Genomic DNA, 18235 nt, shown 5'->3' on the forward strand with positions numbered 1-18235 from the left:
TCTCGCAGTAACATTCACCAGATAACTAACAAAACTTACAATAATTACCCGTCTGCTCAGATCAGCACTGCGGATATCGACTATTAACCGACAGGATGGTCCCCTGAGGTATCATCAGTCTGCGAACTCGCCGATAATCTGCCAGTCTTGTGAAACTGCTCCGTCTCGATGGTTACGAGCGCGGCAGACCGCGTCCGGCGGGTGACACCACAAAAACAACAGTATTGGGAGAAACAAGTTGGACATTGAACGCAGCATTCTTGACGTGTTTACCAGTGCCACGGCCAAATATTCAGAGCGCCCGGCATTTACCTGCCTGGGGCAAACGCTCACCATTGGCGATATTGATCGGCTCAGCGCCCAATTTGCCTCCTACCTTCAGAATCATACCAGCCTGAAACCCGGCGATCGCATCGCGGTTCAACTGCCGAATGTCCTGCAATACCCGGTTGCCGTGTTTGGTGCCCTGCGCGCAGGCCTGGTGGTGGTCAATACAAATCCGCTGTACACCCAGCGTGAAATCAAACACCAGCTGAACGATTCTGGTGCCAAAGCCCTGGTTGTTCTTGCAAATATCGCCGACACAGCGGCGGGTATCATCGGCGAAACATCCGTTGAGCAAGTGATTGTTTCGGAGATTGCGGACCTGCATCCGCCGCTCAAACGCGTTCTGATCAACACCGTTGCCAAGCACATCAAGAAGATGGTGCCGGATTTCCATTTCGCGAATCAGGTAAATTTCCGCGATGCCATGTCCGCTGGTGCCAAGCAACCCCACCAGGATGTACAGCGCACTCCCGGTGACATCGCCGTATTGCAGTACACCGGTGGTACCACCGGCGTGGCGAAAGGCGCGATGCTGACCAACCGCAACCTGGTTGCCAACATGGAGCAGGTGCGCGAAGCACTTGGCGATTCCATGAAGGAAGGGGAGGAGTATTACGTCGCTCCGCTGCCCCTCTACCACATCTATGCCTTTACCATTCACTGCATGTGCCTGTTTACCACCGGCAACCACTCGCTGCTGATCCCGAACCCGCGGGATATTCCGGGCTTCGTTAAAACCCTGAAGGGCAAGCGTTTTACCGGTTTCTGTGGTCTGAACACCCTGTTCAATGGCCTGATGCGCAACCCGGATTTTGCCAATCTGGATTTCAGCAAGCTGCATACCACCTGTTCCGGCGGTATGGCGCTGACTCGTGCCACCGCAGAAAAGTGGGAGCAGGTCACCGGCTGTGTGGTTACCGAAGGCTACGGCATGACGGAAACTTCGCCGGTGGTATGTTTTAACCCTGCTGAGGCTGTGCAACTGGGCACTGTCGGTATTGCGGTACCAGATACCGAAGTCAAGGTCATCGACGAGAACGGAAACGATCTGCCGAACAATACACCAGGTGAGTTGTGCGTTCGTGGCCCGCAGGTGATGAAAGGATACTGGGAACGCCCAGAAGCTACTGCCGATACCATCGATTCGGATGGCTGGCTGAAAACCGGTGACATGGCGGTAATCCAGGACGATGGCTACATCAAGATCGTTGACCGCAAGAAGGACATGATCATCGTTTCCGGGTTTAACGTTTACCCGAACGAGATCGAAGACATCGTCAGCGCCCACCCAAAGGTTACCGAAGCCGCGGCCGTTGGTATCCCCGATGAGCGCACCGGTGAAACGGTAAAACTGTTTGTGGTCAAGGCGGACGGTTCTCTGACGGAAGAAGAAATCGTTGCCTACTGTCGCGAGAATATGACTGCGTACAAGGTGCCAAAAAATATTGAGTTTCGTGAAGATTTGCCAAAAACCAATGTCGGTAAAATTCTGCGCCGCGAGCTGCGCGACGAGGAATTGAAGAAAGTGGATACCGCGGTCAGCGCTTGAGTCTGATCCTGCCACGCAAATGAAAAACCCGCTGCTTGCAGCGGGTTTTTTTGTGGTTATATGGCGCGGATTACTTTTTGCAACATGGCCTCAACACGGAGCGGTGGCTGGTACGCTATAACTAATGGGCAAATTTCTTGACCCAAGAGCACGCCATGTCGGATAAGCAGGAAAGGCCAACGATGATCCACGAGGAGCTGCCGGCGGAACACGAAGACCCGCTGATCCGCCTGCTACACGTGGTGATTCGCAGCTCGGTGCGCTTTCTGTCTGTGGTGATGGCGCTGGTTATTGTATGGAGTGTGGCGGATGTCGTGTGGGTGGTGTACCAGCGGCTACAGGCAGCACCCATACTGATCATGAACCACAACGATCTATTCGATGTGTTCGGGGCCATCATGTTAGTACTGATTTCCATCGAGATTTTTATCAATATTCGACTCTATCTCGGCTCAAACGTCATTCCAATTCAGCTGGTTGTGGCGACGGCGTTGATGGCCATTGCGCGAAAAGTCATTGTGCTGGATCTCGATGACACAACGCCGGACTATATTCTCGGTATTGCAGCGGCGGTGCTGGCATTGGGTGTTACCTACTGGCTGGTGGCAAAAAAGGAAGCGCTGTCATATAAAGAGCGGCGCAGCTTGCTCGAAGATCAGGACTGAGATCTCACAAGCGAAAGCGGGTATAGAAAAGGGGCGCCCTACCGGGCGCCCCTTTTCGTTACTGCGTGGAAACTGCGCAATTGGCTTATTTGCGGGAATCCGCGCTCTTGTCCCGCGCTGCGCGGAACTCGTTGCCTTCATACCAGTTGGGCCAGTCGCGGCTGTTGGCGAGTTCCACACCGAGGTTCAGGCCCAGAAGCAGGTCCATCGCAGCCCCTTCCAGGTTCCACTGGGGATCGTATTCGTCGGCGGGCTTGTGGTAGGCACGGGCACCGTACTCTGCCGCTTTCTTTTGCGCCCATTCACGGCCGTGCTCGAAGCTGTCGGTGCCGGAATCGAAATACAGCATGGGTACGCCTTTTTTCGCCAGGCTGAAGTGATCTGAGCGATAGAAATAACCGCGCTCCGGGTGATCTTCCGGTGCCAGGTAGCGGCCCTGTTTGGACGCGGCTTTTTCCAGCAATTTTTCCAGCTCGCTGTTGCCGTAACCCACCACAATTACATCGCGCATGGGGCCGAGAACACCCATGGCATCGAAGTTGATGCCGGCGACTGTTTTCTCCAGAGGTACTACCGGGTTTTCCGCGTAGTATTTGGAGCCCAGCAGACCGGACTCTTCTGCGGTGACCGCCACAAATACCATGGAGCGCTGTGGCGCTTGTGGCAGTTTGGTGAGCTGCCGGGCAATGGCGAGCAGGCCCGCGGTGCCGGTAGCGTTATCGACCGCGCCATTAAACACATGGTCGCCACCTTCCGCGTGATTGTTTACCCCCAGGTGATCCCAGTGGGCTGTGTAGATAACCGCTTCATCCGGGTACTGGCTGCCTTCCACCTTGGCGACCACGTTGCGCGAGTCGGAAGTGCGCACGGTATTTTTCAGGTCTACGCTGGCGGTGAGGTTCATCGGCTTCGGCTGGAATCCGCGCTGTTTGGCGGCTTCCATTTCCCCGTCGAAGTCCAAGCCTGCGGCCTTAAACAGAGCCTTGGCGGCATCGGTGGTAATCCAGGATTCCACCGCAACGCGATCGGCGTTTTTGTCGTCTGCAGCGAGGCTGATCTGTGCGCCGGACCAGCTGCCGCTCACCACTTCCCACGGGTAACCGGCGGCGCCGTTTTCGTGGATGATGATGGCCCCGTCTGCACCCTGGCGAGCCGCTTCTTCAAACTTGTAGCTCCAGCGACCGTAGTAGGTCATGGCATTGCCGTTGAACAGGTTTTTATCCTGAGTGGCGTAGCCCGGGTCGTTCACCAGAATGACCGCGGTTTTGCCCTTCATATCCAGGCCCGCGTAATCGTTCCAGTCGTTTTCCGGTGCCACAATGCCGTAGCCCACAAATACCAGCGGGCTGTCGGTGATTTTGCTTTCCGGAGTCTGGCGCTGGGTGAAGGCCACCATGTCGGTCAGGGGTGCCAGAGATTTTTCGAAGTTTTCGCCCTTGATTTCCAGCGGTGTGGTTTCGATCTGCATTTCCACCACGGGTACCGACTGGAACCAGCTCGGGTTGCCGTCGCTATCTTTGGCGCCGGGCTCCAAGCCCAGTTTTTTGAATTCGTCGGCGAGATAGTTGACCGTCAACTCTTCGCCTTTGGTGGCGGGGGCGCGCCCTTCAAATTCGTCAGAGGCGAGTACCGCGATGTGGGTGTGTAGGTCTTTTGCCATTTCCGCCACTTCGGTTTTTTCCGCTTCGGTCAGTTTTGGCTCTTTGATCACATCGACTGTTGGCATTTCCTTCGGTGGCGGCAGCTCGCGCTCGGTTTGTGTGCTCGCTGCGTTTTGCTCTGCTTGCTCGGCAGAGGGTGCAGCGCCGTCTTCACTGCACGCTGAAATCGTGGTGATACCCGCGAGGGCCAGAGGCAGCATGAGCCGCTGCCAGGGGAAAGGCTTTCGCATGTTGAATCCTGTATTTTTCGTGTTATTGGTTTTTCGTGTTATTGGTGTTGTTGTTTTGAAAGTGTCGTGATTATTAATTGGCATTCATATACGCGAGCGTTTCGCGAATGGGCGTGAGCATATCCCGTGCCAGCTGACGACAGCGGGCAGGGGACCAACCTTCAATGGGGTCTGCCAGGTTGTCGTTGTCTTTGAACGGCATTTCCAGGGTGAGGGCCAGGGTGCGGAACTGATGGCCACACCAGTTGGTGCCCACGGTCATATTGGCTTCGCCGGGCTTATCCAGCGGGTACCCCTGTTCGGTCTGGAAGTCCGGGCTGGCTTTGACAAACGACTCTTTGAACACCGTTTCCAATGTTGCGTGTTTCTCGTCGTATCCGGGAATGCCTTCACAGGCGGCAACAAAGTTAAAGGGCAGGGCTTCATCTCCGTGAATGTCGAGGAACATATCACCACCGGTGGCCAGCATGCGTTCGCGTACCAAAAAGACCTCGGGGCTCCTTTCCATGCTGGGGGATTGCCATTCGCGGTTCAGGTTTGCGCCGGCCGCATTGGTGCGCAGGTGACCGCGTACACTGCCGTCCGGGTTCATATTTGGCACTACGTAAAAGACGGTATCCTGCAACAGTTGGCGCGCCGCGGGATTGGCTTCGTCCAGCAGTGCTTCGAGAAAGCCTTCCACAAACCACTCCGCCATGGATTCTCCCGGGTGTTGGCGGGCAATCATCCATACTCTGCGTTTCGCTTTTTCCGGGTTGCCGATGGTGAGCAGCGTCATGTCGCGACCGTCCAGGGTGAGGCCGAGAGTCTCGGACTGTACCCGTTCGTCAGACTGGGCCCAGGCCAGCAGGTCCAGATGGCGTTCCCAGGAGAAGGGGGCAAAGTAGGCCAGATAAATCGCTGGCTGCTCCAGGTTTACGGTGAAGTCCAGCACCTTGCCGTCGTACTGGGCGTCGATACGAAACCAGTTGTGACGGTCGTAGGAGGCGCAAACCCGGTAATTCTCCCAGCCTTCCGGATAGGCCGCCTTGCCAGCATTGTTGATGCGCAGTGGGTATTGTTTGCCCACCTCGCCCTCGAGGCGGAAGTGGAACCACTGGTAAAAGTCGGACTGGTTGTCGATTCGGATCGCCAGCTCGACGGGATTACTTTTTTTATCGATGACTTTGATATTGCCGCTATCGAAAGCGCTGCTGATATGCATGCTTGGGCTCCGCAGTGATTTTGTTCAGGCCCCGGGGCGAGCGCCTTGGGCCGGTGGTCGAACGGATTGCAGGATACAGCGTTAGACCTGGAAAACAGGATAGTCCAAGGCAGCTTGAAGGAATTCACTGTGGGGGTGCAAGTTTCGAGGACAAAATCTTGAAAGCTGGCGTAAAAATCCAAAGAGAATTTTCGTGCAAATAAAAAGGCGCGGCGCCCTTGCGAGCGCCGCGCCCCTGCCAATCCATGGCGGCACCTGCTGAGACTACTGCTCCCTGAAATTTCTGGCGTCGGACCAATGACGACTTCTCACTGCCCTGGTCAAATGCTAGGTGCGAACCACTAACACACCTTCAGAAATGTTGTACTGCTCCCTGACATTCCTCAGCAGGTGCTGATTAAAGTTTAGGCAGTGTTTCGCAGTTACCATGGCCGAAAGGCATAACTTGGCGCGGTTTCGATTGACTATTAGACAGGCAAAGCAGGTTAGGATTTGCTGCGCCAGAATTACGTTGAGCTCGCATTTTGCTGCTTTGCCCGCCTTTCGCTGCCCTCGATTCTTTATTCAACGGGCTCAGTTCAACTCCGCGTCTTTCCAGTATTTCGTACCCTTCAGTGTGGCCTGGAGGGCGATACCGCTCTCTGTGAGCTGATAAACGCGCATTCCGTCGACAACCACTTCACCGCCAACTGCCGCACCTTTGTCCTGGGATTTTGCCGCGGCGTCCGCGTGGCCGCCATACGTCCACCCACTGTCGACGAAGCGGTTCATGACTTCGGCAGAATCGAAAATAAACAGGGCGCGGAAATCTTTTACTCCAAAACCGAGGCCCACGCCCACTTCGCCCATTTTCATATAGGTGCGCTTGCCGGATTTGCTGACCACGACGCCGTATCCACTTGCGGTGCTCGCAACCAGCAGGTTGACGTTGATGTTGCTGAAAACGGCGTACCCCGGCGCCTTCGCCACATCACTGCGCAAGCCGGGTTTCAACTGATACAGCTCTGCCAGAACCTCGCGCTCGGTTTGTGCAATATGCTGGCGCTGCTGGTCAGGTGTGCGTCCCGGGGCGGCACAACCAGCGATCAGGCAGACCTGAAATAATACAACCAGCAGGGCCAGCGGTCGCAGTGATAGGCGTTTGAGGTACGGCATAAGAAATCTCCGAAGGAGCGTCGTGGAATGTTCGTTTTCGTGTATCTGTGTAGGTATTTGTACGGGTTCCTTTCAAGAATACCGATGATGTCCCGCAGCGCATGCGACCTGGTGCACAAAGAGCGAAATGGCGCCACTTTCAGCCGGTTGGCGAAATCGGGTATTCTTGCGGCCATTGGCAAATCGAAGCGCCTGGCCCTTGTGGCCAGTTTTCTCAAAGGTATATGTATTATGAATCGACCGCTTAATCGATCTCTCAAGCGCGGCCTTGCCGCCACCTGTTTACTGACCATGGTAATGAACCTGACCGCATGCGGCTACTTCCTGTATCCGGAGCGCAAAGGGCAGAGCGGCGGTCGCGTAGACCCGGTGGTGGTGATCCTGGATGGCGCCGCGCTGTTGTTCGGTATTCTGCCGGGAATTGTTGCGTTTGCCGTGGATTTCACCAATGGCACCATCTATCTGCCGGCGGGAGGCTCCTCTGCCATTGATCGCCATGTAAGCGCCGCCGATGACGGCCAACTGAACGGCGACCAGCGTGGTGAACAGGTGATTGACCAGAATGGGCAGGCCTGGGTAGAACTGCCGCTGGAGGCCACCGAGGGCGCCGATGAGCTGGCGCAGGTCAGCGCTGCAATTCGTCAATATACCGGTAACAGTGTCAATCTTTCTGAGGTAGTTTGGGTGCAGGACCTCGCCGCGTTACAGCAGGCGCGCTCTGAGCAGATGGCTGCGGCCCACTAATCTCCTTGCGGTCGGCCAGGGTGATGGCTGATCAATGGGCGGCGCCCGCGCGCGCGGTCGCGGGCGACGACCCTGGCGAAGTTTCTGCACGGCGCTACGCGCAGGACTTCACTGCGCCTTTTCCTTGTATTCCGTTTCTCTCTTCGCCAGAAGTGGTGCATATGGGCCTCAACAAGCTCGATGCGCCTCACTGGATCCTGCCCTGCAGCAAGCTCCCGGACTATCAGCACAACAAAATTGTCGCCCGCCACAGGTTGGGTGAAAAGGTGTATGCCCAATTGTCGGCGTCGCTGCCGGCTCAGCGAGAGCTGGCGGAAGTGTTGCATCAACATCTGTTGCGGCATCACACGCGTTATATGCGCACATCCTGTGCGGGTTTGATGTGGCGCGATGCCACCCGCACACTGCGCTGGCCCGGATTGGCGTCGGTGCAGGCGAGTGACGAACCGCTGTGGCAAGCCAGTCGCTGGGTTGCGGATGACATCTGCCTGCTGCAACCGGGCACCCACGGCTACACGCTGGTAGCCGCGTCACTTGCGGCACCCAGCTACTGGCGCCTCGAAGAGAAAATGGGGCGCCCGTTAGACGGGATTCACAAACCGGTTCCGGGTTTCCGGGAAAAGCTGTCTGCCAAGATGGCGCGCTTCTTTGATCATCTGAAGCCGGAGTATCCGGTGTGGCGGAGCAACTGGTCGGTGGTGGATTCCCCCGAGTTGTTGCAGCGCGGTGGGGACACCCCTGGTTTGGCTGCGACAATTGGGGGTGAAAGACGTGCATATCTGCGTATCGAGCGACAGACCCTGCGCCGCCTGCCGCAAACCGGCGCCGTGGTGTTTACCATTCGAGTTTTGATCAACCCGGTGGAAGACCTGCAGTTGATCAAGGGTGGAGTTGCGGCTTTACAGGCTGCGGTTGCGGCGATGTCGCCGGAAGAGGGGCGCTATAAATCCCTGGCGCCGTTGCTGGCCGAAACGAATGGGCCGCTGCGACGATTTTTTTCTGAGCACGTCTGCCCTTAACCACGTCTGGTCTTAGCAGGGTTGATCAGCGTCGACGCCCGGTCAGCGCCCCCATCAGCCCGCGCATCAATTCTCTGCCTATTTGTCGCCCGAAACTGCTCGCCATTTTATTGACGCTTTTTTCCAGTGGACTCTGGGTGGCGCGCACTTTTTTTGTCGCCGCCTTGGGTTCTGCCGCTTGTTGTGACTGCAATTGTTCTCGCCGCTGCTGCAGTTGCTCGTAGGCAGATTCCCGGTCCAGGCTTTTTCCGTATCGCGCGCGCAACGGGTCGCTTTTCAGAAGTGCTTTCTTTTCGGTTTCACTAAGTGGCGCGAGTTGACTTGCGGGCGGGTGAATCATGACCCGCGCGACTGGCTGCGGAACGCCGTCGGCGTCCAGTCCGGAAACCAGTGCCTCTCCTACGGCGAGTTCACCGATCGCAGTCGCGGTATCAATCGCGGGGTTTTCGCGAAAGCTGCGTGCTGCGGCCTTTACAGCCCGTTGCTCGTTGGGGGTGTAGGCGCGCAGGGCGTGCTGAACACGGTTGCCCAGTTGTGCCAGGATATCTTCCGGTATATCCAGTGGATTCTGGGTGACAAATACAATTCCCACCCCTTTGGAGCGGATCAGTTTCACAATCTGCTCGACTTCTTCACACAGGGCCCTAGGCAAGTCGTCAAACAGCAGGTGGGCCTCGTCAAAAAACAGTACCAGGTGCAGTTGATTGTCACCGGTTTCCGGCAGGGTCTCGTACAGCTCTGCGAGCAGCCACAGTAACAGGGTGCCATACACCGCCGGTTGCATATCGCTGGCGTCCAGCAGGTGTATGCGTCCACCCTGTATCAGATCATCGAGCGCCAGTGCGGGCTCTCCGAACAGGCTGGCAGCGCCTTTTGTATCGGGAGAAAGTGGGTCGAGTGCCAGCAGCTTGCGCTTGATGGCTCCGAGACTGGCCGGGGAGATATTGCCGTATTCGGCGGTCAGTTCCTTGCGATTCTGGTCCACATAATCCAGTAGGGCGGTGAGGTCTTTCCAGTCCAGCAGCAGTAAGCCCTGCTGGTCCGCCATGCGGAAAATAACTTGCAGAAGGCCCTGCTGGTTATCGTTCAGCTGGAACAGTCTACCCAGCAGCGCCGGTCCCATTTCACTGGGGGTGGTGCGAAGGGGCAGTCCGCCGTGACCCCACAGGGACGTCGGAAAGGCGGAGAAGTAGTGTGCGTCGAGCCCGAACAGGGAGAGGCGTTCCTGCACTTTCTTGTTCGCACCGCCTGCCGCCGCGAGTCCACTCAGATCACCCTTTAGGTCGGTCACCAGGGTGGCGACATTGCGGCGGTTAAGCTGTTCGACCAGGTAGCGCAGGGTGACCGTCTTGCCGGTTCCAGTGGCGCCGCAGATGAGTCCGTGTCGGTTGAGCATCTGTGGCAGCAGAATTGCATGGGTGAATGTCGAGTCACCACTTGCCGTTGAATCGGATTGGCCAAGCACAATGGGTGACAATTCGGTGGGCGCAGGCTGAAGCGGCATGTGGGGGTTCCTGAGTGCGGTGCTGCGGGAAGACCCCCTAACTGTAGCGTTTTCGTATCGCGAGCGTAGTGGCTACTCCTGGGCTTTGAATCCCTTGGGCGAAAGGCCTGTCCAGCGGCGGAAGGCTTTGCCGAAGGCGCTTTCATCGCAGTAGCCCAGGGCGGCGGCGATATCCACGTTGGTTTTCTGTCCTTCGCGCAGCCACTGGCAGGCGTAGTGACTGCGCACCTCATCCTGTATCGCGCGGAAGCTGGCGTTCTCTTCCAGCAGCTTGCGCCCAAGGTGCCTGGGGCTGATGCACAGGCGTGCGGCGACCTGCTCGCGGCTCAGTTGTGGCTCCTGCTGAAGCAGGTGCGCCACGCGCAGCTGCAGGCTTTTGCTGGTCAGTGCCTTTAGCAGGGCATCGGCTTCCGGCTTCAATCGCGCCATGACCTGGCGATCGGCCGCCACCAGTGGGGTTTCCAGGTCCTGAGGGCGCAAGCGGATGGCGGACATTTCCGCATTGAACTGCACCGGCGCCTGTAGCAGTTGCTGGTATTGCTGCTGCACAGCAAGGGACGGAGTGGGGTAGGCAAACTGCACGCTCTGGGGCTGGAACTCGCGCCCGGTCATGGCACGGGCCTGTGCCAGACAGATGGATAATACGGTTTCGACCCGCAGGCGCGCGCAGCGCAGGTAGTTGGGGCGATAGCAGAGCTCGACATAGAAGCTGCTGCGGCGCAGTTCGAACTGGCCACCTTCCCCCAGCAACGGGTGATAGATCAGAAGCTGATCGATGGCTGCCCCCAGATTTTTCTGGGTCATCAGCAGGTAGCCGACCAGTCCCATCTGGCTGCCCTGCATGGCCTGGCCCAGTCGAATTCCCAAAAGCGGGTCCGGAATGGCTTCCTGTACCGCGAGCCAGATCTCTTCCTGGACCTCCATCGGTACCCGCTCTTCCTCGTTAATGGCGGCCAAAAGAGATTGCACGCTGTCCGGGAGTACCAGGTCCAGGCGCCCCAGGGCGGCAATAATTGCGCGGGTATAGCTGAGTGTGACGCTTCGAGTATCAGTGGTATTCAAATTCACTGTCCGAAATTAACCAGAGACTGCCCGATTATGACGACGGCCCCTCCGGATGTCACGTTATATTCAAATTCGATCCCAAACGGTATGCCTGAGAGCGTCGCAGGGCGCGAAAAAGGCATCGTTGATGAACTGATAAAACAGCGAGAAGAATAATGAAGCCCTACGCGGTGATTGGCGCAGGCCCCATGGGTCTGTGTAGTGTACGGAATCTGGTGAAGCACGGCATCCCTTGTGTGGGATTCGAGATCCACAGCAATGTGGGTGGCCTGTGGGATATCGACAGTCCCACCAGCACCATGTACGAGTCGGCACACCTGATTTCTTCCAAGCGCATGACCGAATTTGCCGAGTTCCCTATGGGGGATGAGGTGGCGCTTTTTCCGCATCACAGTGAGCTGAAGGATTACTTTCAGGCTTACGCGCAGGAATTTGACCTGTACCGCCACTACGAATTCGAAACTGAAGTTGTGCACTGTGAGCGGATGGGCGATGACTGGCATATCACGACCCGCCATAAAGGCGAGGAGCAGACCCGTGTGTTTGGCGGCCTGCTGATCGCGAATGGCACCCTGCATCATCCCAACAAACCGCAACTTCCCGGTGACTTCGCCGGAGAGCTGCTGCACTCCTCTGATTACCGCGATCCGGCGATTTTCGAAGGCAAGCGCGTTCTTCTGGTAGGGTGCGGCAACAGCGGTGCGGACATTGCGGTGGACGCCGCGCATCGCGCGAAGAGTGTCGATATCAGTCTGCGCCGCGGGTACTACTTCCTGCCCAAATTTATTGGCGGCAAAGCCACCGATGCGGTGGGCGGCAAGATCAAGCTGCCGCGCTTTATCCAGCAGAAAATCAGTGCTGCTCTGTCAAAATTCATGCTGGGCACGCCAGAGCAGTACGGCCTGCCAAAGCCGGATTACAAGATGTTTGAGTCCCATCCGGTAATCAACTCGCTGATTCTCCATCACATAGGTCACGGGGATATCAAGGCGCGCAAAGACATCGCGGAAGTGGACGGCCAGCGGGTAACCTTCACTGATGGCAGCAGCGGCGAGTACGACATGATCCTGCTGGCGACCGGTTACAAGCTGCACTATCCGTTTATCGATCGCGCGCACCTGAACTGGGAGTCTTACGCCCCGCGTCTCTATCTGAACGTCTTCCACCCGGAGTACGACAACCTGTTCCTGATGGGAATGGTGGAAGCTGCCGGGTTGGGCTGGGAGGGACGCAACCGCCAGGCGGAAATGGTGGCCCTGTACATCCGCCAACTGGCCGAGGGCGCGGAATCTGCGCGCAGGCTGAAGGCGACCAAACAGGCCCAGGCCGGGAGTCGCGCGGACGGCGGGATGAATTACCTCAACCTGGAGCGCATGGCCTATTACGTGCACAAGGACACTTACCTGAAGGCACTGGCTGGTCACACCGAGGACTTGCTGAAAGGGTATCAAATTGCGGATACTGATTATTTTGTAGCCAGTCCCGCTTCGGCGACCCGCTGAGGTCGCCTGGACCATGAATGAAATGAACACCGCTCTCTCGCCGGCAATGGCGGCCTCACTGGAAACATTCCAGATGTCACCTGCGGCGCTGATCGCTCTGAACGCGATTCTCGCGTTCATGATGTTTGGTGTGTCTCTCGGCCTGCGCAGCGCGGACTTTCGCCGCGTCATGCGTCGCCCGGTGGCGCCCATCACCGGCCTGGTGGCGCAGTTTCTGCTGCTGCCTGCCATCACCTGTGTCGCGACCTGGGCACTGGATATCAGCCCCGGGCTGGCGCTGGGTATGATCCTGGTTTCGTGCTGTCCCGGCGGCACCTTCTCCAATGTGATGACCTGGATCGGGCGCGCCAATGTGGCCACATCGGTAAGTATGACGGCCATCTCCAGTCTCGTTGCGGTGGTAATGACCCCGTTCAATTTTGCGCTTTACGGCAGTCTCAACCCGAATACCCGCGATCTGTTGCAGGCCATTGCCCTGCCAGCGGAGAACATGGTGCTGATTGTGGTGATGGTACTGGCGGTGCCCATGGTGTTGGGCATGGTAATTGGCGCGCGCTTCCCGCGGTTTGCCGAGGGCAGTGAGCGCTATTTCCGCACCGCGTCACTGCTGGTGTTCCTGCTGTTTGTGGCTATTTCCTTCAGCAAGCACTGGCAGACGGCGCTGCAGATCGCCGGTTCGGTACTGGTACTGGTAGTGGTGCACAATGCGCTGGCCTTCCTGATTGGTGACCTTTCCAGTCGGGCAGCGCGCCTCCCTGTGGGGGATCGGCGAGCGGTCACCATGGAGGTGGGGATTCAGAATTCCGGTCTGGCACTCGCTATCCTGTTCACCTTCTACCCCCAGGCGGGCGAGATGCTGGTTATCGCGGGCTTCTGGGGCGTATGGCATCTGGTATCCGGGCTCTGCCTGGCGGGCTACTGGAATTATTCCAATGGCCGCCGACAGTCAAACGAAGAACAAAATGAGCGGGCCGTAACGGCCGATTCGGTCTGACGCGCGAAATATCAGACCTCGAATAAAAACCGACACCAATAACAAAATCGTTTTGCCAGCGACTGCCGGTCGCAGGCCGGGGAAAATAAGAGTTAAAAATGACTGAAAAGCGGGTATTGATTACCGGTGCTGCGGGCTACGTGGGCTGTCTGTTGGGGGAATCCCTGAGCAAGCAGATGCCTGTAGTGGGCATTGATATCGTCCAGCGTGACGCCGGGTTTCCAATCTTTGTAATGGACATCTGTGACGAGGCACTGGCGGAGCTGCTGCGCGCGGAACGTATTACCCATGTGGTGCATCTGGCGTCGGTGGTATCCCCCGGGCGCGACCGCGCGCGCGAGTACAAGATCGACGTGGAGGGCACGCGCAACGTACTGGACGCCTGCGTCAAAGCGGGTGTCGCCCATCTGACCCTGACCAGTAGCGGTGCGGCCTACGGTTATCACGCCGACAATCCGTCGTGGCTACAGGAGTCTGATCCCCTGCGCGGCAATCCGGAATTCGCCTACTCCGATCACAAGCGGCTGGTGGAAGAAATGCTTGCGGAGTACCGTCAGCAGCACCCGCAGCTCAAGCAATTGATTTTCCGTCCTTGCTCTATTGTCGGCGCAACCACCAACAGCAAGATCAGTGCGCTATTTTCCGGTCGCGGTATCCTCGACCCCGGTGCGCACAATTCTCCCTTCGTGTTTGTATGGGATCAGGATGTGATTGGTGCAATCGAATACGGAGTGACTCGCGGTGCCCACGGTATTTTCAACCTGGCCGGTGACGATGCGCTCACCCCGGCTGAGATCGCACGACTTTTGAATAAACCCCTGCGGCGCCCGCCGGTGTGGTTGCTGAAATTCATCTTGTCACTCAGTTTCAACTTGCGCCTTGGTAACGTGCAGCCGGCTCAGGTTATGTTCCTGCAGTATCGGCCGGTGCTGTTGAATCATCGCCTGAAAACAGAACTTGGTTACCAGCCGCAAAAAACTTCCGTCGAGGCGTTTGCCTTTTTCGCGAATAACGCGCTGGGAATTCCGGTCAGTGCGGAAGATGCGCGTGTTACCCGCTTTGATAGTGTTCCGGCCGGGGAAACGAAAAGACAAGAGCGACAGGGGGAGGCAGCATGAATTTTCTGAGGGGCAAGCGGGTGAACCGCGATCAGGTAGCGGTCGTTACCGGTGCTGCCGGCGGCCTCGGCTGGGCCATGGTGCAGCAGCTGGCGGAACGAGCCCAGGAGAACGGGACTTCTCTGCGTCTGGTACTGGTGGATATGAATGGGGATGCACTGCAGCAGCGTGCGGCAGAGTTAACTCAATCGGTTGTTACGGTGGATGTGCAAGTGGCAGATCTGTCCGCAGAAGCTTCCGTTGAACAGCTGTGCCAGGAGTTGACCGCCCGCTACCCGCAGGTCGATTTGCTGATCAATAACGCGGGTATCACCCATCGCAGCCTTTCCACCCAGACGACCAACGCGGTGATTCGCCGGGTAATGGCCGTGGATTACCACGCGCCGGTGGAGCTCGCGCAGGGGCTGCTGGCACCGATGCGTGCTGCCGGCGGCTGTGTGGTGAATATCAGTTCCATGGCGGGGTGGATGCCGGTGCTGGGGCGTGCAGGATATTGCGCGGCCAAGAGCGCGCTGCATCAGTATTTTGAAACCTTCCGTGAGGAAGTCCGTGAGGACGGAATTTCCGTGTTGATGGTGTATCCGAGTTTTGTCGCCACCAACATCGATGCCAATGCACTGTCGGGCGATGGCGGTCGTGCCCAGCACGCGCAGAGTACCGTCGGTCAGGTGCGCACAGCCGACTGGATGGCGGCGCGAATTCTGAATGCGGTGGTGGCGGGTAAAGAGCGGCTGTTCCCGAGGGATAAAACCCTGCTGGGTGCCTATCTGTACAAACTGGCGCCGCGTCTCTTCTTGCGGCAGATGGTGAAAAATTTTCGCGTAGAGCTGGAAGAGGGGCGCAAGCTGGCGCGCCATTCCAGCGCGGTCTGATGCGCGCAGCCGTTGCAGGCTGCGTGTTACCGCTGTTTATTGCCTGCTTTCCTTGAAGCGCGTCGCTTTTCCGGCGCGCTCGACCTACAATTCACGCCCTCAATATCGCGAATACACCTCATCCGAGGTTTCCTGGGGGCTTTGATGGCGCTAATCGACAGCCATTGCCATTTTGACTTTGATGCCTTCGCGGCTGACCGCGGCCAGGTCTGGGCGCGCTGCCAGGCGTTGGGCATGCAAGGGCTGATCATTCCCGGTGTGAGTATTCCCCAGTGGCGACACTTGTTCGCGCTTGTGCATTCCGAACCTGGTTGGTTTGGGGCTGTGGGGGTGCACCCCTGGTGGGTTGCTGAACTAGCCCTGGCTCCGTCCGACGTCGGGCGTGCGGTGATCGAGCGGGTGACCCATGAGCGCAAGCGGGAAGTCGGGGGGCAGCGCTGCATTGCGGTTGGTGAATGCGGCCTTGATGCCACGATCGAAACGTCACTTGCCCAGCAGTTGCCGGTATTCGAAGCGCAGCTGTGCGCAGCGCAGGAGTTGTCGCTGCCGGTGATCGTCCACTGTGTACGTTGTCACGGGGAAGTGCTGCGGGTATTGAAAAAGATTTGCCCGCAAAAAGGTGGTGTCATTCACGCATTCTCCGGTAGCCGTGAGATTGCCGAGGAATATATCAAACTCGGTTTTACCCTCGGCGTTGGTGGCACCATCACCTACGAGCGCGCGGCCAAGACCCGGAAAACCCTTGCCGAAGTACCGCTGGACAAGTTGCTGCTGGAATCCGATGCGCCGGATATGCCCCATGCCGGGCGCCAGGGTGAAAGAAACAGCCCGGAATATCTGCCTGCGGTTGCACGAACACTGGCGGAACTGCGCGGGGTCTCGGTGGACGCGGTGATTTCCCAGACGGGAACGAATACCCGCGTACTTTTCGGGATTTAATTAAAAATGCTTTTCTCTCCCGAACAATTCAAACAACATTTCCCGCTCTTCACTCAGGAGGAGAATCGGGCGCTGGTCTATCTGGATAACGCGGCGACTACCCAGAAGCCTGATTGTGTCATCGAGGCGCTGCGTGACTTCTACCTGTTCAGCAATGCCAACACTCATCGCTCAAGTCACCGGCTCGCGCGCCGGGCAACGGAAATGGTTGAGGGGGTTCGGGGCGCCGCTGCTGCATTTCTCAATGCCCGGTCCCCCCGTGAAATTGTGTTTACCCGCGGTGCTACCGAAGGCTTGAATCTGGTCGCCAATAGCCTGTGCAGCACACTTGCAGCGGGCGATGAAATCGTTTTGTCCACCGCGGAGCATCACGCCAACCTGGTTCCCTGGCAGATGATGGCAGAGCGGTACAGCTTGCGCTTGCGCTTCGTCCCGGATGTCGGGGGCATTCCGCAGTTTGATCGGCTGCACGAGGTACTGTCTGCGCGCACCAGAGTCGTATCCGTGACCGCTGGTTCCAATGCACTCGGGTTTCGCACTGACTTGGCGGCGCTGCGCACGATGCTGGACGGGCGGAATTTGTACTGGGTGCTCGACGGCGCGCAGTTGGCGGCGCACGATCAGGTCGATGTGGGCGCTATTGGTTGTGATTTTTTTGTCTGCTCGGCGCACAAGTTTTACGGCCCCACCGGCATCGGACTGGTGTTCGGGCGCGAGCAGCTGTTGCAGCGATTGCCCCCCTGGCAGGGCGGTGGCGAGATGATTGCCAATGTCGATCTGCTGTCCAGTAATTATGCGGACCTGCCGCACAAGTTCGAGGCCGGTACATCGTCACTGGCGGCGATTGCCGGCCTCGGCGCCTGTATGGCGTTCTTGGCGCAGCAGGATCGCGCGGGTATGGCGCGGCACGAGCAGCAGTTACAGCGCTACCTGCACCAACAGCTGGCGCAGTTTGCAGAGTTGCAGTTGCTCAGTTGCCCGCACAACAACCTCGGCATCGTCAGTTTTATTCACCCACGGTGTGCCGCCATTGACCTGGCGCAATGGTTGGATGGGCGCGATATCGCAGTGCGGGTAGGGCATCACTGTGCGCAACCCCTTTTGCAAGCCGCTGGTCACACCGCGACTCTGCGCGCTTCGGTAGCGGCGTACAACACGCGACAGGATCTGGACCGGTTTATTGCCGCGGTGCAGGAGTTTCTCGAGCAGTTGGGGGCTGATGGCGAGCCGGTTTCCGCAGTGCCGGGTGGCGAAGGCGCATCCGCTACTCAGCAGTGGCAGGGGGACGATCTTTCGGCACTGGATGCCGAACAATTGCGTGTGCATCACAATTGGCAGGATCGCTATCGAACCCTGATGGGGTGGGCCAAGGTAATTCACCGCAAAGACGCCATCCGCACACCCGACAACCTGGTTCGGGGCTGTGAGTCCAATGCCTGGCTGGTGCATCGTCAGGATGGCGATCGGCATTACTTCGCTTTAGATAGCGATAGCCGCATTGTGAAAGGGTTGGGTGCTTTACTGTTATCGCAGATGGAGGGTTGCCGGTCCGGCGAGGTGAGTGTCGCACAGTTGCAAAAACTGTTTGATGAGCTGGGGCTGGCGCAGCAATTGAGTGAATCCCGCGGGAACGGGTTTCGTGCACTGATGCAGCGCGCTTTCGATCTGATGAATGCGCGCTGAGTTT

15 protein-coding genes are annotated in these 18235 nt (G+C 57.8%); 10 read left to right on the top strand and 5 right to left on the bottom strand.

Translation table 11 applies throughout. The features are described from left to right. Window positions 1–238: 238 nt before the first annotated feature. On the top strand, window positions 239–1876 hold the full coding sequence (locus ACXAG1_RS00610) for an AMP-binding protein (protein ID WP_475093332.1): 1638 nt from the start codon (window positions 239–241) through the stop codon (window positions 1874–1876). A 155-nt stretch (window positions 1877–2031) separates the two neighbouring features. After that, complete coding sequence (locus ACXAG1_RS00615) at window positions 2032–2541, top strand: phosphate-starvation-inducible PsiE family protein (RefSeq protein ID WP_475093331.1); 510 nt, start codon at window positions 2032–2034, stop codon at window positions 2539–2541. Window positions 2542–2626: 85 nt separating this feature from the next. On the opposite strand, the gene ACXAG1_RS00620 is transcribed toward ACXAG1_RS00615, so the two are convergent. From ACXAG1_RS00620 to ACXAG1_RS00630, 3 genes are all read right to left on the bottom strand, one after another. Next, window positions 2627–4432, bottom strand: coding sequence for a M28 family metallopeptidase (locus tag ACXAG1_RS00620; protein ID WP_475093330.1), 1806 nt, complete (start codon window positions 4430–4432; stop codon window positions 2627–2629). 73 nt (window positions 4433–4505) lie between these two features. Further along, window positions 4506–5636 carry a M14 family metallopeptidase gene (locus ACXAG1_RS00625; protein ID WP_475118620.1) on the bottom strand — a complete coding sequence of 377 codons (1131 nt, stop codon included), beginning with the start codon at window positions 5634–5636 and terminating at the stop codon, window positions 4506–4508. Between the two features lie 573 nt (window positions 5637–6209). Beyond that, on the bottom strand, window positions 6210–6791 hold the full coding sequence (locus ACXAG1_RS00630; RefSeq protein WP_475093328.1) for a lipid-binding SYLF domain-containing protein: 582 nt from the start codon (window positions 6789–6791) through the stop codon (window positions 6210–6212). 87 nt (window positions 6792–6878) lie between these two features. On the opposite strand from ACXAG1_RS00630, the gene ACXAG1_RS00635 reads away from it, so the two are divergent. After that, window positions 6879–7535, top strand: coding sequence for a hypothetical protein (locus ACXAG1_RS00635; protein ID WP_475118621.1), 657 nt, complete (start codon window positions 6879–6881; stop codon window positions 7533–7535). Window positions 7536–7558: 23 nt separating this feature from the next. Continuing rightward, on the top strand, window positions 7559–8554 hold the full coding sequence (locus ACXAG1_RS00640) for a heme-dependent oxidative N-demethylase family protein (RefSeq protein ID WP_475093326.1): 996 nt from the start codon (window positions 7559–7561) through the stop codon (window positions 8552–8554). 25 nt (window positions 8555–8579) lie between these two features. Here the strand turns inward: ACXAG1_RS00640 and ACXAG1_RS00645 are convergent, their stop codons facing one another. Together ACXAG1_RS00645 and ACXAG1_RS00650 are read right to left on the bottom strand one after the other, a co-directional pair. Continuing rightward, window positions 8580–10058 (bottom strand): helicase HerA-like domain-containing protein, encoded by a 1479-nt coding sequence (locus tag ACXAG1_RS00645; protein ID WP_475118622.1) that lies wholly within the window; start codon window positions 10056–10058, stop codon window positions 8580–8582. A gap of 72 nt (window positions 10059–10130) precedes the next feature. Further along, on the bottom strand, window positions 10131–11120 hold the full coding sequence (locus ACXAG1_RS00650; RefSeq protein ID WP_475093324.1) for an AraC family transcriptional regulator: 990 nt from the start codon (window positions 11118–11120) through the stop codon (window positions 10131–10133). Between the two features lie 158 nt (window positions 11121–11278). Between ACXAG1_RS00650 and ACXAG1_RS00655 the strand changes: the two genes are divergently transcribed. The 6 genes from ACXAG1_RS00655 (at window position 11279) to ACXAG1_RS00680 (ending at window position 18231) form a co-directional block, all read left to right on the top strand. After that, window positions 11279–12625: a flavin-containing monooxygenase gene (locus ACXAG1_RS00655; protein ID WP_475118623.1), complete on the top strand. Its 1347-nt coding sequence runs from the start codon at window positions 11279–11281 to the stop codon at window positions 12623–12625. A gap of 13 nt (window positions 12626–12638) precedes the next feature. After that, window positions 12639–13619: a bile acid:sodium symporter family protein gene (locus ACXAG1_RS00660; RefSeq protein WP_475093322.1), complete on the top strand. Its 981-nt coding sequence runs from the start codon at window positions 12639–12641 to the stop codon at window positions 13617–13619. A 98-nt stretch (window positions 13620–13717) separates the two neighbouring features. Beyond that, window positions 13718–14737 (top strand): SDR family oxidoreductase, encoded by a 1020-nt coding sequence (locus ACXAG1_RS00665; RefSeq protein ID WP_475118624.1) that lies wholly within the window; start codon window positions 13718–13720, stop codon window positions 14735–14737. Beyond that, window positions 14734–15609, top strand: a complete 876-nt coding sequence (locus ACXAG1_RS00670; protein ID WP_475093320.1) for an SDR family NAD(P)-dependent oxidoreductase — start codon at window positions 14734–14736, stop codon at window positions 15607–15609. The genes ACXAG1_RS00665 and ACXAG1_RS00670 overlap by 4 nt, the downstream gene beginning before the upstream one ends. 144 nt (window positions 15610–15753) lie before the next feature. Beyond that, the gene (locus tag ACXAG1_RS00675) at window positions 15754–16548 is read left to right on the top strand and encodes a TatD family hydrolase (RefSeq protein WP_475093319.1); all 795 of its coding nucleotides are present in this window, start codon (window positions 15754–15756) and stop codon (window positions 16546–16548) included. Window positions 16549–16554: 6 nt separating this feature from the next. Then, window positions 16555–18231 (top strand): aminotransferase class V-fold PLP-dependent enzyme, encoded by a 1677-nt coding sequence (locus ACXAG1_RS00680; protein ID WP_475118625.1) that lies wholly within the window; start codon window positions 16555–16557, stop codon window positions 18229–18231. Window positions 18232–18235: the final 4 nt, after the last annotated feature.

It is taken from the genome of Microbulbifer sp. ABE4_465 (genome assembly GCF_056160765.1).

Excerpts from the sequence above, each read along its gene's own strand:
- ACXAG1_RS00635 (WP_475118621.1), top strand. The coding sequence starts at position 6,879 with ATGTCCCGCAGCGCATGCGACCTGGTGCACAAAGAGCGAAATGGCGCC.
- ACXAG1_RS00660 (WP_475093322.1), top strand. The coding sequence starts at position 12,639 with ATGAATGAAATGAACACCGCTCTCTCGCCGGCAATGGCGGCCTCACTG.
- ACXAG1_RS00640 (WP_475093326.1), top strand. The coding sequence starts at position 7,559 with ATGGCTGATCAATGGGCGGCGCCCGCGCGCGCGGTCGCGGGCGACGAC.
- ACXAG1_RS00675 (WP_475093319.1), top strand. The coding sequence starts at position 15,754 with ATGGCGCTAATCGACAGCCATTGCCATTTTGACTTTGATGCCTTCGCG.
- ACXAG1_RS00645 (WP_475118622.1), bottom strand. The coding sequence starts at position 10,058 with ATGCCGCTTCAGCCTGCGCCCACCGAATTGTCACCCATTGTGCTTGGC.
- ACXAG1_RS00625 (WP_475118620.1), bottom strand. The coding sequence starts at position 5,636 with ATGCATATCAGCAGCGCTTTCGATAGCGGCAATATCAAAGTCATCGAT.
- ACXAG1_RS00670 (WP_475093320.1), top strand. The coding sequence starts at position 14,734 with ATGAATTTTCTGAGGGGCAAGCGGGTGAACCGCGATCAGGTAGCGGTC.
- ACXAG1_RS00665 (WP_475118624.1), top strand. The coding sequence starts at position 13,718 with ATGACTGAAAAGCGGGTATTGATTACCGGTGCTGCGGGCTACGTGGGC.
- ACXAG1_RS00680 (WP_475118625.1), top strand. The coding sequence starts at position 16,555 with ATGCTTTTCTCTCCCGAACAATTCAAACAACATTTCCCGCTCTTCACT.
- ACXAG1_RS00630 (WP_475093328.1), bottom strand. The coding sequence starts at position 6,791 with ATGCCGTACCTCAAACGCCTATCACTGCGACCGCTGGCCCTGCTGGTT.
- ACXAG1_RS00615 (WP_475093331.1), top strand. The coding sequence starts at position 2,032 with ATGTCGGATAAGCAGGAAAGGCCAACGATGATCCACGAGGAGCTGCCG.
- ACXAG1_RS00620 (WP_475093330.1), bottom strand. The coding sequence starts at position 4,432 with ATGCGAAAGCCTTTCCCCTGGCAGCGGCTCATGCTGCCTCTGGCCCTC.
- ACXAG1_RS00655 (WP_475118623.1), top strand. The coding sequence starts at position 11,279 with ATGAAGCCCTACGCGGTGATTGGCGCAGGCCCCATGGGTCTGTGTAGT.